Genomic DNA, 15,057 nt, shown 5'->3' on the forward strand with positions numbered 1-15,057 from the left:
GGTCCCACTGAATGTTTCAACTTGCAAATAGTCGAGCGGCCCGGTGTAGTATCGCAAATACCTGGGCGCAACCAGGCTGTGTTCAGCCCGACCCCCCGGGGCTGAACACGACGGCCCTCGCCTCCTCCCCCCTGGCGAGGGTCGTCCCGTATCCGAATGTCTTTCGGTTTCGCCGCGCGCGTCCGCGGCCGGGAAGTTGTCCACAGGCGCCCGGTTCATCCACAGATTCGCCCCCCGCCCCGAAAACCGTCTTCCGCGTCTCGGTGCTTCCACGCACGCTGTCCGCATGAACGACGAGCGCACCGCACGAATCCTCGCGCTGATCTCCGACGGCACCCTGCTGGCCAGCCTGCGGCGCGTGGCCGCTGCATCCGACCGCGACCTCGACGACGCACCCGTCCCTCCGACACGGCGCAGCTGGGACGACGCCGGGCTCGTCGTCGTCGACCACGCCACCGCGACGGCGATGGAGACGTTCCCGCGGCGGCGCGGCGTGGTTCTCGTCTGCTCGGGTGCCGCGGGGCTGACGGATTGGCAGGCTGCAGCCGCGGTCGGTGCCGAGCACGTGATCGCGCTTCCGGACGACGAGGTCGAACTGCTCGCGGTGATGGGTGCCGCGGCCGAACCGGACACCGGTGGGGGTCGCGTCGTCACCGTCGTCGGCGGGTGCGGAGGTGCCGGCGCCTCCACGTTCGCGGCGGCCCTGGCCTGGACCGCCGCCGACCGCGACGACCCGAACGTGCTGCTCGTCGACGGCGACCCCTTCGGCGGCGGTCTCGACGTGCTCACCGGCCTCGAAGACCGGCCCGGGGTGCGCTGGCCGGGACTGGCCGTCGAGGGCGGCCGGGTTTCCGCGCGGGCGTTGCGCGACGCCGTCCCGGACTGGGCGCCCGGGCTCGGCGTGCTCTCCACCGACCGCACCGCGTCCGGTGAACCGCCGTCGGCCGCGGTCACCGCCGTGCTCGACGCGGCGCGTCGATCCGGAACGGTGGTCGTGTGCGACGTTTCGCGCAGCGTCGGCCCGGCCGCGGAGGCGATGGTCGCCGCGGCCGATCTGGTCGTCCTGATCACCCCGGCGCGGGTGGGCGGTGCGCTCGCGGCGGCACGGACCGCCGAATGGGCGGGGGCGCGAAACCCGAACACGGGTCTCGTGGTGCGCGGGCCCGCGCCGGGTGGGCTCCGCGGCGCCGACGTCGCCGCCGTCGTCGGGATCCCGTTGCTCGCCGCGATGCGGGCCCAGCCCGGTCTCGCCGAAGCCCTCGAACACGGTGGGTTGCGGGTCCGGCGCCGCTCGCCCCTCACCACCGCGGCCGACGCGGTGCTCGCCGTCGTCGGCCTCGACCGGGCGTCCTCGAGGTGGGCGGCATGAGCACCGTGCTGACCGCCGACCTGCTCGACCGCGTGCGCGAACGCCTCGCGGGCGACCGCGCCGAACCGACCCCCGCGCGGGTCGCGGCGGCGTTGCGCGCCGAATCCGGTGGCGTGCTCGGAGACTCCGACCTGCTCACCGCCCTGCGGCACCTGCAGACCGAACTCACCGGGGCGGGACCGCTCGAGGCACTGCTGGCCGAACCCGAGGTCACCGATGTGCTCGTGACCGCCCCGGACCGCGTGTGGGTCGATCGTGGTGCGGGTCTGCAGCTCGCTCCCGTCACGTTCCCGGACGAGGCGTCGGTACGCCGGCTCGCCCAGCGCCTCGCGCTGTTCGCGGGGCGGCGGCTCGACGACGCCCAACCCTGGGTGGACGGCCGGTTGCCCGGACACGGCGAGTTCGGGGTGCGGCTGCACGCCGTGCTCGCCCCCGTCGCCCAGGGCGGGACGTGCCTGTCCCTGCGCATCCTGCGGCCGGCCACGCAAGGCCTCGACGGGCTGCTCGCCAACGGCGCCGTGCAGCCGGACGCGTACCGGCTGCTGCGCCGCGTCGTCACGGCCCGGCTGGCGTTCCTCGTCGTGGGCGGCACGGGCGCAGGAAAGACAACGCTCCTCGCGGCGATGCTCGGCGCCGTCGACCCGGGCGAACGGATCGTCTGCGTCGAGGACGCCGCCGAACTCGCACCCACCCACCCGCACGTGGTCCGGCTCGTCGCCAGACCCCCGAACGTCGAGGGCGTCGGGGAGGTCACCGTGCGCGATCTGGTCCGGCAGGCCCTGCGGATGCGACCCGACCGCATCGTCGTCGGGGAGGTGCGCGGCGGCGAGGTCGTCGATCTGCTGACCGCGCTCAACACCGGACACGACGGCGGCGCCGGCACGGTCCACGCGAACTCCCCGGACGAGGTCCCGGCCCGACTCGAAGCCCTCGCCGCGCTCGGCGGACTCGACCGAGCCGCGCTGCACAGCCAGCTGGCCGCGGCCGTGCAGGTGATCCTGCACGTCGATCGGGCGCCCGACGGCACTCGCCGGCTCGTCGAGATCGGGGTCGTCGAGCGCGACCCGGCCGCGGGGGTCCTCGTCGTGCCCGCGTGGACGGCCGCGCACGGACCGGACACCGGGATGGAACGGCTCGAGCGGTACTTCCGGCGGCGGGCATGACCGTTGCCGCGGTGTGCCTTGCGGTCGCGGTGCTGGTCGCCCCCGGTCCGATCGCCCGGCACCGTCTCCGGTCGGCCACCGGCACCGAACCCGCTGCAGCACGGCGGGTCGGGTCGCCTCTGGTGATCGGCGCGTGCGCCGCCGTCGTGGTGGCGCTGGTCGTCGGTGTCGCGGTCGCGCTGGCCACGTCGATCGTCGTTGCGACCGCGGTGTGGCGGATGCGCACCCGTCGTCGTGCCCGGGCGGCGGACGCCGACCAGCGGATGCTACTGGGCGCCCTCGAAACCGTCATCGCCGAACTTCGGGTGGGCAACCATCCGGCCGAGGCGTGCGCGGTCGCTGCGCAGGAGACCGGTGGTCCGGCCGCCGACGCGTTCCGCGTCGCTGCCGCTCGCGCCCGTCTCGGCGGATCGGCGGCGGACGGACTGCGCGGCGCCGCATCCGGTCCGCTCGGCGCACAGCTGGAGCGCGTCGCGGCGGCGTGGGCCGTCTCCGACCGGCACGGGCTCGCACTCGCGGAACTGCTCTCGGCGACGCGCACGGACCTGCTCGGACGGATCCGGCTGCGGGCACGCACCGAAGCGGGACTGGCCGGGGCCCGCGCGACCGCGACCGTGCTCGCCGGGCTGCCCGCGCTCGGTGTCGCACTCGGGCAGGCGATGGGTGCCGCACCGATCGCGGTGCTGCTCGGAGGTGGCCTCGGCGGCGCGCTCCTCGTGTTCGGTACCGGCTTGGCGTGCGCGGGTCTGCTGTGGACCGACCGCATCTCGGCGCGGGTGGCGTCGTGATCGCGGTCGGGGCGCTGTGCCTTGCGGCGGCGATGCTGGTTCTGCCGGAGACCGGTCGCGGCCGCCTGCGCCGGGTCGCGCAGCCGCCCGGCGACGAATCCGCGACCGTGCTTGCGGCGGAAGAGGATCCGCACGCCGTTCCGGCGACGCTGGATCTGCTCGCGGCGTGCCTGCGCGCGGGTCTGCCCACCGCCACCGCCGCCCGCGCCGTCGCGGAGTCGGCGCCGCCGGGCCTGGCCGATGCGCTGCGGCGTGGTGCCGATCGGCTGCAGCTCGGTGCCGACCCTGCCGAGGCCTGGCACGGGCTCGGCGACGACGAAGTGCTCGAAGCGTTCTCGCGGGCTGCACGACGATCCGCCAAGTCCGGTGCGCCGCTGTCTGGCATCGTCGCCGAACTCGCCGAACGCGGTCGCGCCGAAGCGGAGGACCGGGCGGCCGCCGCGATCGAACGGGCCGGAGTGCTCGTCAGCGGACCGCTCGGCCTGTGTTTCCTGCCGGCGTTCGTGTGCCTGGGCATCGTCCCGGTCGTGATCGGACTGGCGGGGAAGGTCCTCTCGGGAGGACTGCTGTGAGACATCGGCGCGGACGGTCCGTGCCGGTCGGAGGGGAGAAATCATGTTCACCAACGGAATTCGAAACGTACGTGATCGGCTCGCGGGGGCCGTGGCCGACGAGGACGGCATGTCGACCGCCGAATACGCGATCGGCACGATCGCGGCCGCGGCGTTCGGGGCCGTGCTCTACACGGTCGTCACCGGCGACAACATCGTCTCCGCGCTGACCGGCATCGTCGAGCGCGCCCTGAACACCGCGGTGTGAGCGGCTCCGGGGAAGAGGGCGGGGTGACCGTCGAGGCGGCGATCACCCTCGCCGCGCTGGTGTCGGTTCTCGTGCTCTGTCTCGGTGCGGTGCTGTGCGTTTCGCATCAGTTCCGCTGCCAGGACGCGGCCCGGGAGGCCGCCCGGCTGGCTGCGCGCGGTGACGAGGCACGGGCGGTCGAGACGGCCGCCCGGGTCGCGCCACCGAACGCGCGGATCACGCTGCGCGAGGATGGGGATCTCGTCGTCGCGGTGGTGTCGGTGACGGGGCCGTTGCTGCCGCTGGTGACGCTGACCGCCGAGGCCGTCGCGGTCCGCGAACCGGAACCGGTGCCGTGAGTGCACTGCGGGACGACCGGGGCAGCGCAACGATCGTCGGGTGTTTCCTCATAGCCGCGCTCGTCGTCGTGACCGCGACGCTGGTGCACATCGGGTCGGCCGTGGCGTCGCGGCATCGGGCGCAGGCGGCGGCCGATCTGGCGGCGCTGGCCGTCGCGGTCGCCCTCGACCGGGGGAGCGACCGGGCGTGCGAGCAGGCCGAACGGATCGCCACGCACATGCGGGTCCGGGTGCGGGAGTGCTCGGTCGACGGGTGGGACGCGGTCGTCGAGGTCGCCGCGGAGGTGACGTCGGCGCTCCCGGCTAAGGGGGAGGCGGTGGCGATCGCGCGGGCCGGTCCGGCCGGTCAGGGCTCGTCCGCGAGCGCGGTGAGGACCGCACCGAGCAGCGCGATCGCCCCGGCTTTGTCGAGCGGGTCGTTGCCGTTGCCGCACTTGGGGGAGTAGACGCACGACGGGCAGCCGGTGGCGCATTCGCAGGCGAGGACCGCGTCGCGGGTGGCGGTGAGCCATCGGGTGATCCGGCTGTGCCCGCGCTCGGCGAACCCGGCGCCGCCGGGGTGCCCGTCGTACACGAACACGGTCGGCAGCCCGGTGTCGGAGTGCAGTGCGGTGGACACCCCGCCGATGTCGCCGCGGTCGCAGGTCGCGACGAGCGGGAGCAGGCCGATGGCCGCGTGCTCGGCGGCGTGCAGTGCACCGGGGACGCGTTCGGCTCCGATCCCGGCGCGCTCGAGCAGTTCGGGTGTGACGGTGTACATCACGGCCCGGGTCGGCAGGGTCTGCGGCGGCATGTCCAGGGGAATCTGGTCCAGGACCTCACCGGAGGGGAGGCGCCGCAGATAACCGATCACCTGATGCGTCACCTCCACCCGCGCGAACGCGACGGTGACGTCGCCCGCGGTGCGCTGTTCGTCGACGGAGGTGATGGTGATGTCGGTCAGTTCCCGGGCGAACGTGGACCATTCGGGGTCCTCCGCGTGCACGAGGGCCACGCCGTCGTCGAGGTACAGCTCGTCGACGACGAACGATTCGCCCTGGTGCAGGTGCACCGCGCCCGGATGCACGGTCGCGGGAGCGCGGCCGGCGTCGACGGTGCCGAGCATCCGGCCGGTGTCGGCCTCGACGATCGCGATCTGGCTGCCGATCCCGCCGCGGATGTCGAGACCGGCGTGCGGGTCGGTGTCGGGGGTGACGAACCAGCCGTGCGGGCGCCGGCGGATCAGGCCCTGCGCGGCGAGGTCGGCGAGCACGTCCTCCGCCCCGAACTCGGCGACCTCCGCGTCGGTGAGCGGCGCCTCCAGCGCGGCACACAGCAGTTGCGGACCCAGCACGTACGGATTCGCCGGATCGGTGACGGTCGCCTCGACGGGTGTGCCGAGCAGCGCCTGCGGATGATGCACGAGATAGGTGTCGAGCGGGTCGTCGCGGGCGACGAGCACCACCAGCGACCCGGCGCCGCGCCGGCCGGCACGGCCACCCTGCTGCCGGAACGACGCGACCGTCCCGGGGAAACCGGCGACGACGACCGCGTCGAGCCCGGCGATGTCGACGCCGAGCTCGAGCGCGTTGGTGGTCGCGACGCCGAGCAGGCGACCGTCGGCGAGGGCCGCCTCGAGCTCGCGGCGGTCCTCGGCCAGGTATCCGGCGCGGTAGGCGGCGACCCGGTCGACCAGGTCCGGGGCGGAGGCGGCGAGCAGTCGGCGCGCGGCGATCGCGGTCGATTCGGCGCCGTGCCGGGACCGCACGAACGCGAGCGTGCGGGCTCCTTCCACGACGAGATCGGCGAGCAGGCGCGCGGCTTCGCTGCCGGCGGCGCGGCGCACGGGTGCACCATGTTCCCCGGTGACGTCGGTGAGCAGCGGTGGTTCCCACAGGGCGACGGTGCGCGGACCGGACGGGGAGCAGTCCTCGGTCACCTCCCGGCAGGGCGCACCGATCAACCGGGACGCGGCCGCACCCGGCTCCGCCGTCGTCGCCGAGGCCAGCACGAACACCGGATGCGCGCCGTAGTGCGCCGCGATCCGCCGCAGCCGCCGCAGGATCAGGGCGACGTGGGAGCCGAACACGCCGCGATAGGCGTGGCACTCGTCGACGACGACGTACCGCAGCCGTTTGAAGAACCGGCTCCAGCGGCCGTGGCCGGGAAGCAGACCGAGATGCAGCATGTCCGGGTTGGTGAAGATCCAGCGCGAGTGGGCACGGGCCCACTGGCGGAGTTCGGTCGAGGTGTCGCCGTCGTAGGAACACGGGCGCACGCTCGCCAGAGCCGGATCCGCGCAGGTCAGCTCCGTGGCCGCGCGCAACTGGTCGGCGCCGAGCGCTTTCGTCGGCGACAGGTACAGAGCCGTCGCGTGGGGATCCTCGCTCAGGGCGGTGAGCACCGGCAGTTGGTAGGTGAGAGATTTTCCCGACGCGGTTCCGGTGGACAGCACGACGTGGCTGCCTTCCGCGGCGAGGGTCGCGGCGACGGCCTGGTGTTTCCAGGGCCGGTCGATTCCGCACTCGCGCATCACGCGCACCACCGGTTCGGCGACCCAGTCCGGCCACTCGCTGTGGATCGCCTTGCGCGCGGGAAGCTGCGCGGTGTGGGTGAGCGGGTGCTCGCTCGCGGGGGTGCCCTCGAGGATCCGGTCGAGCAGTTCGTCACCGAAACCCACGGTCGCGTCGGGGGACGGACGGTGGTGCGGGGTGGTCACGGTGTGCTCCGAGGGTCGGGTGGGGCCGATGTTCAGCGTAGGCCCAACGGTCCTGGTTCGGTCGGGGTGGTAGGTCGTTCCGGGCAGTAGTATCGACAACAAAAGGTCGGCAAATTTCCCGCGTGCTGTAACAAGATCAGAAATTCGGGCGATTTGTACGCCCTCCCACTGTTGTGCGCGCCGGGTTCGTGGTTGACTGACACCGGTCGCAGCTTCTGTGTTCGTTGACTTGAGAAAGTGCACGCTCGCAGGATCGAGGTTGCGAGCGCGGTGCTTTGCTCTTCCACATGGGGGGATCAAGAAAGTACAGCGGTCGGAACCGGCCCGGTGGACCGCGCACCCGGCGGCCCACCGAATCCGGTGTTAGGAAAGAGAAGGAAAAGCATGGCACAGGGCACTGTGAAGTGGTTCAACGCGGAGAAGGGCTTCGGCTTCATCGCTCCCGAAGACGGCTCCGCCGACGTGTTCGTCCACTACTCCGAGATCCAGGGCTCCGGCTTCCGCACCCTGGAGGAGAACCAGCGAGTCGAGTTCGAGGTGGGCCAGGGCACCAAGGGCCCGCAGGCCACCGGTGTGCGCGCTCTCTGATAGTTCGCAGCGCGAACTACCAGGTGGATCTCGGTCCTCACGGATCGAAGCCTGAATTCGTCCCCTGTCACCGTCGGTGATGGGGGACGATCCATTTCTGTGCACGACCGATTCGTGCACGACCGGTCGCGCGACGCGCGGCGTGCTGAATGGGGAGGTGCCCGTGGTGGGACAACTGTCGATCTTCGGCGCCGAAACCGTACCGCCCGCGCTCACCGACCTCAGCGGACTGCTCGCCGCGCAGGGACAGGTGGTCGTGTCCGCCGGCAAGGCGCGCATCTCCGTGGTGGTCGACGAACGCTGGCGCGCCGACGCGATCGCCGAGCTGATGACGCAGGCCGGCCTCACGCCCGAGACCACCACCACCGACGAGGGACGCCCCCTCGTCCGGAGCGCCGCTGTCGAGGACCTCGTCCCGCTCGCCACGCAGTGGACCCGCGGAGCCGTCAAGGCCGTGCCGCCGGGCTGGGTGCCCGGGTCGCGGGCGCTGCGCGCGTGGGTGCTGGCCGCCGGCCGGATGGAGGTGGACGGCGAGCGGTATGTGCTGGGACTCGACCCGCACGCACCCGACACCCATCCGGTGCTCGCCCAGTCGCTGATGAGGGCCGGGATCGCTCCGACCCTGATCGGTACGCGCGGCACCGGACCGGGACTGCGGGTGTCCGGCCGCAGGCGTCTGACCAGGCTCGGAGAGAACATCGGCGAGCCCCCGGACGACCCCTCCGCGCGGTCGATGTGGCCCCACGTGACGGGCGACGATTTCGACAGGTGACGAGTCGGTCGCCGGTCATGTGCGACCCTGTGTGTGGCCGCGTCGGGGGGACGGGTCGGTATACATGTCCTTGAAGAAGCAGGCATGTCGACAACTAGGGAAGGTGCGGGCGGCACGGTGGCAGCACGGGACAAGAGCACGTCGGACGGCTCGTCGGGCACTCGTCGGCTCGTCATCGTCGAGTCTCCGACCAAGGCGAAGAAGATCGCGCCGTACCTCGGACGGGGCTACGTCGTCGAGGCGTCGGTCGGCCACATCCGGGACCTGCCGCGTGGCGCGGCCGACGTCCCGGCCAAGTACAAGGGTGAGCCGTGGGCCCGGCTCGGCGTGAACGTCGACCAGGACTTCGAAGCGCTGTACGTGGTCAGCCCGGAGAAGAAGTCCAAGGTCGCCGAGCTCAAGAGCCTCCTCAAGGACGCCGACGAGCTGTACCTCGCCACCGACCCCGACCGTGAGGGCGAGGCCATCGCCTGGCACCTGCTCGAAACGCTCAAGCCGAAGGTCCCGGTTCGCCGGATGGTCTTCCACGAGATCACCGAGCCCGCAATCCGGGCGGCCGCGGAGAACACCCGCGATCTCGACATCGACCTGGTCGACGCGCAGGAAACCCGCCGCATCCTCGACCGCCTGTACGGCTACGAGGTCAGCCCGGTGCTGTGGAAGAAGGTCATGCCGCGGCTGTCGGCGGGCCGTGTGCAGTCCGTCGCGACCCGCGTCATCGTGCAGCGCGAACGCGAGCGCATGGCGTTCACGTCCGCCGAGTACTGGGACATCGCCGCGACCCTCGACGCCGGCGCCGACGCCAGTCCCCGATCGTTCGGGGCGCGGCTGGTCGGTGTCGACGGAAGCCGCGTCGCGGTCGGCCGCGACTTCGGCCCGGACGGTCAGCTCAAGTCCACCGGGGTCGCGGTGCTCGACGAGGCCCGCGCGCGGGCCCTGGCCGCCGCGCTCGAAGGCGCGGCGCTGGCCGTCACCTCCGCCGAGTCCAAGCCGTACAGCCGCAAGCCGTACGCACCGTTCATGACGTCGACGCTGCAGCAGGAAGCGGGCCGCAAGCTGCGGTTCTCGTCCGAACGGACGATGCGCATCGCGCAGCGGCTGTACGAGAACGGCTACATCACCTACATGCGTACCGACTCGACGACGCTGTCGGAGTCGGCCATCGCCGCGGCTCGGGCCCAGGCCACCCAGCTGTACGGGGCCGAGTACGTCAGTCCGAGCCCGCGGCAGTACACCCGCAAGGTCAAGAACGCGCAGGAAGCGCACGAGGCGATCCGCCCCGCCGGCGACGTGTTCGCGACGCCCGGCGAACTGCACTCGCGCCTGGACACCGACGAGTTCAAGCTCTACGAGCTGATCTGGCAGCGCACCGTCGCCTCGCAGATGGCGGACGCACGCGGCACCACGCTGACGCTGCGGATCACCGGTACCGCCGCGACCGGTGAGGAATGCGTGTTCTCGGCGTCCGGCCGGACCATCACGTTCGCCGGCTTCCTCAAGGCCTACGTCGAAAGCGTCGACGAGGAGGCCGGTGGCCAGTCCGACGACGCCGAGTCCCGGCTGCCGAACCTCAGCGAGGGGCAGTCCGTCACCGCGACGAAGCTCGACCCGGACGGACACTCGACGAACCCGCCCGCCCGCTACACCGAGGCCAGCCTGATCAAGACACTCGAAGACCTCGGGATCGGCCGTCCGTCGACGTACGCGTCGATCATCAAGACGATCCTGGACCGCGGCTACGTCTACAAACGCGGCAGCGCACTCGTGCCGTCGTGGGTGGCCTTCGCGGTGATCGGCCTCCTCGAAGCGCACTTCGGGCAGCTCGTCGACTACGACTTCACGGCCGGGATGGAGGACGACCTCGACGAGATCGCGTCCGGTCACGAGCACCGCAACGCCTGGCTGTCGAGCTTCTACTTCGGTGGCGAGCGGGGTGCCGAGGGATCCGTCGCCCGCGAGGGTGGCCTCAAGAAGATGGTCGGGGAGAACCTCGAGGAGATCGACGCCCGCGAGATCAACTCGATCCGTCTGTTCGACGACTCCGAAGGCCGCGAGATCCGCGTGCGCGTCGGCCGCTTCGGTCCGTACCTCGAGCGGATGGTCGTCGACCCGGCCAACCCGGACGGTGAGCTGATCTCGCAGCGCGCGAACCTGCCCGACGACCTGCCGCCGGACGAGCTGACCCGCGAATACGCGGAGAAGTTGTTCGCGACGCCGCAGGAGGGCCGCAGCCTCGGTTTCGACCCCGTCACCGGCAACGAGATCGTCGCCCGGGAAGGTCGCTTCGGCCCCTACGTGACCGAGCTGCTGCCGGAACCGCCGGCCGAAGCCGAGGAGCCGGAGCCCGCGGTCACGCCGATCCCGGTCGACGAGATCGAGTCCGGCGGCACCGCGACGAAGACCGCGAAGAAGGCCGCCGCGAAGAAGGCGCCGGCCAAGAAGGCCGCGAAGAAGGCCACCGGGCCGAAGCCGCGCACGGCGTCGCTGCTCAAGTCGATGGACCTGTCGACGGTCACGCTCGACGATGCCCTCCGGTTGCTGTCGCTGCCGCGGGTGGTGGGCGTCGACCCCGAGACGGGTGATGAGATCACGGCGCAGAACGGCCGCTACGGCCCGTACCTGAAGAAGGGCACGGACTCGCGGTCGCTCGCGACGGAGGAACAGATGTTCACCGTCACCCTCGACGAAGCGCTGAAGATCTACGCCGAACCCAAGCGGCGTGGACGGCAGGCCGCGGCGACCCCGCCGCTGCGTGAGCTCGGCATCGACCCGGTCAGCGAGAAGCCGATGGTCATCAAGGACGGCCGGTTCGGCCCGTACGTCACCGACGGTGAAACCAACGCGAGCCTGCGCAAGGGCGACGAGGTCGCGACGATCACCGACGAGCGTGCCTCCGAACTGCTCGCCGACCGTCGTGCCCGCGGCCCGGCCAAGAAGGCGACGAAGAAGGCCGCGGCCAAGAAGACCCCGGCCAAGAAGGCGACGAAGAAGGCCGCCGCCAAGAAGACGACGGCGAAGAAGACGACCGCCAAGAAGACGGCAGCCAAGAAGGCCGCCGAGTAGGGGTGACGGGCCCGCGGGGCCGTCGTATCCTCGCGGCGTGTACCGCGAGCAGGCGTCGGGTGTCGCAGGCGTGATCCTGTGGTCCGCGTCGCGCGCGGCTGCGGGGTCCCACGTGCTGCCGGACGGGTGCATGGACCTGATCTGGCACGAGGACGGATTCCTCGTCGCGGGACCGGACACCCGGGCACACCACTCGGACCTGGGGACCCGCCGGTCGCTGACCGCGTTGCGCTGCGCACCCGGAATCGGCCCGGCCCTGTTCGGCGTCGACGCGTGCGAACTGCGTGACCAGCGCGTTCCCCTCGGCCAGGTGTGGTCGTCGGCGCGGGTCCGGCGGCTCTCCGATGCTGCGTACGTCGCGCCCGCGGCCGCCCTCGTCGCGCTCGCCCGCACGCAACTCGCCGACGCCGACCTCCGAATCGATGTGGCCGTCGCGGGAATGCTCGCGGCGGGGGAGTCCGTCGCGGACACCGCGGCGGCGATCGGGTGGAGCGACCGGCAGCTGCATCGCCGCGCGTTGCGGACCTTCGGATACGGGCCGAAGACGCTGGCCCGGGTTCTGAGATTCCGGACCGCCGTAGACCTGGCCCGGGCCGGCGGCGGCTTCGCGAGGATCGCGGCCGACTGCGGTTACTCCGATCAGGCCCACCTCGCGCGTGAGGTGCGTGCCCTGTGCGGAACGACTCTCACCGACCTCGCCGAATAGTCACGACAGCGCGGCCGGTTACGACAGCGCGGCGAAGAGGTCGATCGAGTGCCCGTCCGGGTCCTGGACCAGGGCGTAGCGCTGTCCCCAGAAGGCATCCCACGGGGCCTTCACCTCGGTGCAGGACGCCGACAGCAACGCCTTGTACGTGGCATCGACGCCGTCCGGGCTGCCGCAGTCGAAGGCGAGGGACGCGCCGCCGGTGCCGGGCATGAATTCGGGATGGAACGACCGGACGGACTCGACGGTGTCCCACAGCAGACGCAGACCGCCGGGCAGTGTCACCTCGAAGTGCGGGCTGTCCGGCGGTTCCGTCGGTAGGTCGAGGCCGAGGAGTCGATAGCAGTCGAAGGAGCGGACGAGGTCGGACACCACGAGTCCGACGGCAGACAGGTGCGGAGTCATGATCCGAACCTAGGCAGAGCGGGTTCGGGTGTCTTGCAGATTTCGGACAGCAGCGGGAGCGGGATCGTCGGTGCCTGCCGCTACGCTGCCCTGCATGGGTGTCTTCGATCGTCTCGTCGGTCAACGCGACGTCGAGACGGACCTGATCGCTGCCGCGATCGCGGCCCGCAACGGCGACACGGGATCGGCGATGACCCACTCGTGGCTGTTCACCGGGCCTCCCGGGTCGGGACGGTCGGTCGCGGCACTGTGTTTCGCCGCGGCACTCCAGTGCACCGACCCCGGCGAACCCGGCTGCGGACACTGCCATGCCTGCACGACGACGATGGCCGGCACCCACGGTGACGTGCGCCGGGTCGTACCCGAGGGCCTGACCATCAGCGTCAAGTCCATGCGCGAGATCGTTCAGACCGCGTCGCGCCGGCCGAGCACGGGACGTTGGCAGATCGTCGTCGTCGAAGACGCCGACCGGCTCACCGAGGGTGCTGCGAACGCGCTCCTCAAGGTCGTTGAGGAACCACCGCAGCGCACCGTCTTCCTGCTGTGCGCGCCCTCGGTGGATCCCCAGGACATCTCCGTCACGCTGCGCTCACGCTGCCGCCACATCGGCCTCGTGACGCCCAGCGTCGAATCGATCGCCCGGGTGCTGCGCGACGTCGACGGGATCGACGAGCGCGCGGGGCAGTGGGCCGCATCCGTCAGCGGCGGTCACGTCGGCCGCGCCCGGCGCCTGGCGACCGACGAGTCCGCGCGTGCCAACCGCACCCGCGCACTCGACGTGGCCAAGGCGGTCCTGCACCCGGCCACCACCTACGCCGATGCCGAGGACCTGGTCCAGCGCGCGCAGGCCGAGGCCAAGGAGATCACCGGATCGATCGACGAACGGGAAACCGAGGAGCTGAGGACGGCACTGGGGGCGGGCGGCACCGGAAAGGGAACCGCGGGAGCCCTGCGTGGGTCGGCCGGTGTCCTCAAGGCGCTCGCGGACAAACAGAAGGTGCGCCTGACCCGAACCGAGCGCGACATCATGGACCGGGCACTGATCGACCTCGCCGGGCTGTATCGTGACGCGCTCGCGGCCGCGTTCGGCGCCACCACCACACCGAACCATCCGGACATGGCCGAGCGTGTCCGCGACCTCGCGTCCCGCACCTCCCCGGAATCACTGCTGACCTGTATCGAATCGATCCTCGAGTGCCGCGAGGCGCTCGCGCAGAACGTCAAACCGCGTTTCGCGGTCGCTGCGATGGCGGCCAGGTTGAGCTCCGCGTTCCGCTGATCTACGTGCAGGTTTGCATCCTCCGGGGGGTGGTCGGCTACACTTCGGACGCCGAATGGCTCGCTGCCTTAGCTCAGTCGGTAGAGCATTTCACTCGTAATGAAAAGGTCGTCGGTTCGATTCCGACAGGCAGCTCAGAAGGGGAAGGCCCCTCACCGGGAACACGGTGAGGGGCCTTCCTCGTTCCTGCCCATCCGCATCGGACCAGCCCACACACATCGTCGGAAACAGGGACGATGGAAGCATGGCCATGGAAATCTTCTCCCTGATCGTCATCATCGGGGCCCTCGCCGTCGTCCTCCCGATGGCGATACGTGTGTTCCGACGACACGACGACGAGTAGCCGGAACGCAGTGCTCGACAACCGGTCGCGGGGCGCTCATGCTCGTTATATGAGCGAGTCGCTGAAGGAACGAGTGCGCGAAAAGATACTCCGGCAGCGCATCGAGGACGGCGGACGTCCGCTCGGGGACGCCGAAGGCGACAACCCCCGGCTCGTCGATATCAGCTATGACCTCGCGCTGCTGGATCAGGCATCGGAGGACGACGACGTGGTCCAACAGCTCGCCGTCAAGTACTGGGTGCCCTGACCTCTTCTCGACGCCTGAACCACCCCGAAACCGTCGTTGACCTGGTGATTTGGTGTTCTGCGTAGCCTTCGCGTAACTTATTCCAGGTCAGAGCGACACGGACACCGACCCGGACCGGAAGGTACGGGAAACGAGGTTGGACGAAGGCGCCTGCGAATTTCACTGGTTCGGAACCTTCTGGTAGGGTTTCGCACCGCCCCTGATTCGGGAAGCGCACGGATTTGCGTCTGTGGGTGGATGGGATTAGGCTGGAACAGTTGCCCCGGAACGGACGGACTGCGGTCCGCGAGTGATGGTGTGTGCGTGTTCTTTGAGAACTCAACAGTGTGCCGATGAATGTCAGTGCCAAATTTTTTTGGTGCGACCACTTCACAATTATGTGGGTGGTTGTTGCTGGACATCACATTCTTCCGTCTGTGGTGGTCCAGTGTTTGCTAGTTTGAGTTTTTACGCTAGTGATTTGGCTCGATGTCTATGAC

The 15,057-nt window shown here is 70.7% G+C and carries 14 protein-coding genes, 1 tRNA gene and 1 pseudogene; 14 read left to right on the top strand and 2 right to left on the bottom strand.

Annotated elements, in window-relative coordinates; all coding sequences use genetic code 11:
• Positions 1–286 precede the first annotated feature (286 nt).
• The 7 genes and pseudogenes from ssd to ACWDUD_RS20565 all read left to right on the top strand — a co-directional run.
• Complete coding sequence (ssd, locus tag ACWDUD_RS20535; RefSeq protein ID WP_450110460.1) at positions 287–1,369, top strand: septum site-determining protein Ssd; 1,083 nt, start codon at positions 287–289, stop codon at positions 1,367–1,369.
• Positions 1,366–2,532, top strand: a complete 1,167-nt coding sequence (locus ACWDUD_RS20540) for a TadA family conjugal transfer-associated ATPase (RefSeq protein ID WP_450110461.1) — start codon at positions 1,366–1,368, stop codon at positions 2,530–2,532. Before ssd ends, ACWDUD_RS20540 begins: the two co-directional genes overlap by 4 nt.
• Positions 2,529–3,320 carry a type II secretion system F family protein gene (locus tag ACWDUD_RS20545; protein WP_450110462.1) on the top strand — a complete coding sequence of 264 codons (792 nt, stop codon included), beginning with the start codon at positions 2,529–2,531 and terminating at the stop codon, positions 3,318–3,320. The genes ACWDUD_RS20540 and ACWDUD_RS20545 overlap by 4 nt, the downstream gene beginning before the upstream one ends.
• A complete protein-coding gene (locus ACWDUD_RS20550; RefSeq protein WP_450110463.1) occupies positions 3,284–3,892 on the top strand; it encodes a type II secretion system F family protein in 609 nt (202 codons plus the stop codon). Before ACWDUD_RS20545 ends, ACWDUD_RS20550 begins: the two co-directional genes overlap by 37 nt.
• A gap of 43 nt (positions 3,893–3,935) precedes the next feature.
• Complete coding sequence (locus ACWDUD_RS20555) at positions 3,936–4,139, top strand: DUF4244 domain-containing protein (protein WP_197256821.1); 204 nt, start codon at positions 3,936–3,938, stop codon at positions 4,137–4,139.
• A gap of 23 nt (positions 4,140–4,162) precedes the next feature.
• A complete protein-coding gene (locus ACWDUD_RS20560; protein WP_450110471.1) occupies positions 4,163–4,477 on the top strand; it encodes a TadE family type IV pilus minor pilin in 315 nt (104 codons plus the stop codon).
• A pseudogene (locus ACWDUD_RS20565) lies at positions 4,474–4,821 on the top strand (Rv3654c family TadE-like protein); the annotation flags it as partial. The gene ACWDUD_RS20560 and the pseudogene ACWDUD_RS20565, both read left to right, overlap by 4 nt.
• Positions 4,822–4,823: 2 nt before the next feature.
• Here ACWDUD_RS20565 and ACWDUD_RS20570 read toward each other — a convergent pair.
• A complete protein-coding gene (locus ACWDUD_RS20570) occupies positions 4,824–7,175 on the bottom strand; it encodes a DEAD/DEAH box helicase (protein WP_450110464.1) in 2,352 nt (783 codons plus the stop codon).
• 384 nt (positions 7,176–7,559) lie between these two features.
• Here ACWDUD_RS20570 and ACWDUD_RS20575 point away from each other — a divergent pair, with 384 nt between their 5' ends.
• The 4 genes from ACWDUD_RS20575 (at position 7,560) to ACWDUD_RS20590 (ending at position 12,304) form a co-directional block, all read left to right on the top strand.
• The gene (locus tag ACWDUD_RS20575; protein ID WP_003935252.1) at positions 7,560–7,763 is read left to right on the top strand and encodes a cold-shock protein; all 204 of its coding nucleotides are present in this window, start codon (positions 7,560–7,562) and stop codon (positions 7,761–7,763) included.
• 166 nt (positions 7,764–7,929) lie between these two features.
• Positions 7,930–8,535 carry a hypothetical protein gene (locus tag ACWDUD_RS20580; RefSeq protein ID WP_197256818.1) on the top strand — a complete coding sequence of 202 codons (606 nt, stop codon included), beginning with the start codon at positions 7,930–7,932 and terminating at the stop codon, positions 8,533–8,535.
• A gap of 117 nt (positions 8,536–8,652) precedes the next feature.
• Positions 8,653–11,598, top strand: coding sequence for a type I DNA topoisomerase (gene topA / locus ACWDUD_RS20585; protein WP_450110472.1), 2,946 nt, complete (start codon positions 8,653–8,655; stop codon positions 11,596–11,598).
• 37 nt (positions 11,599–11,635) lie between these two features.
• Positions 11,636–12,304 carry a helix-turn-helix domain-containing protein gene (locus ACWDUD_RS20590; protein WP_450110465.1) on the top strand — a complete coding sequence of 223 codons (669 nt, stop codon included), beginning with the start codon at positions 11,636–11,638 and terminating at the stop codon, positions 12,302–12,304.
• 18 nt (positions 12,305–12,322) lie between these two features.
• Here the strand turns inward: ACWDUD_RS20590 and ACWDUD_RS20595 are convergent, their stop codons facing one another.
• A complete protein-coding gene (locus tag ACWDUD_RS20595) occupies positions 12,323–12,709 on the bottom strand; it encodes a VOC family protein (RefSeq protein ID WP_450110466.1) in 387 nt (128 codons plus the stop codon).
• A 94-nt stretch (positions 12,710–12,803) separates the two neighbouring features.
• Between ACWDUD_RS20595 and ACWDUD_RS20600 the strand changes: the two genes are divergently transcribed.
• From ACWDUD_RS20600 to ACWDUD_RS20610, 3 genes are all read left to right on the top strand, one after another.
• Positions 12,804–13,988 (top strand): DNA polymerase III subunit delta', encoded by a 1,185-nt coding sequence (locus ACWDUD_RS20600; protein ID WP_450110467.1) that lies wholly within the window; start codon positions 12,804–12,806, stop codon positions 13,986–13,988.
• A 62-nt stretch (positions 13,989–14,050) separates the two neighbouring features.
• A tRNA-Thr gene (locus tag ACWDUD_RS20605) sits at positions 14,051–14,123 on the top strand.
• A 257-nt stretch (positions 14,124–14,380) separates the two neighbouring features.
• Positions 14,381–14,578, top strand: a complete 198-nt coding sequence (locus ACWDUD_RS20610; RefSeq protein WP_197256812.1) for a hypothetical protein — start codon at positions 14,381–14,383, stop codon at positions 14,576–14,578.
• Positions 14,579–15,057 lie beyond the last annotated feature (479 nt).

Source organism: Rhodococcus sp. NPDC003382 (genome assembly GCF_053589135.1).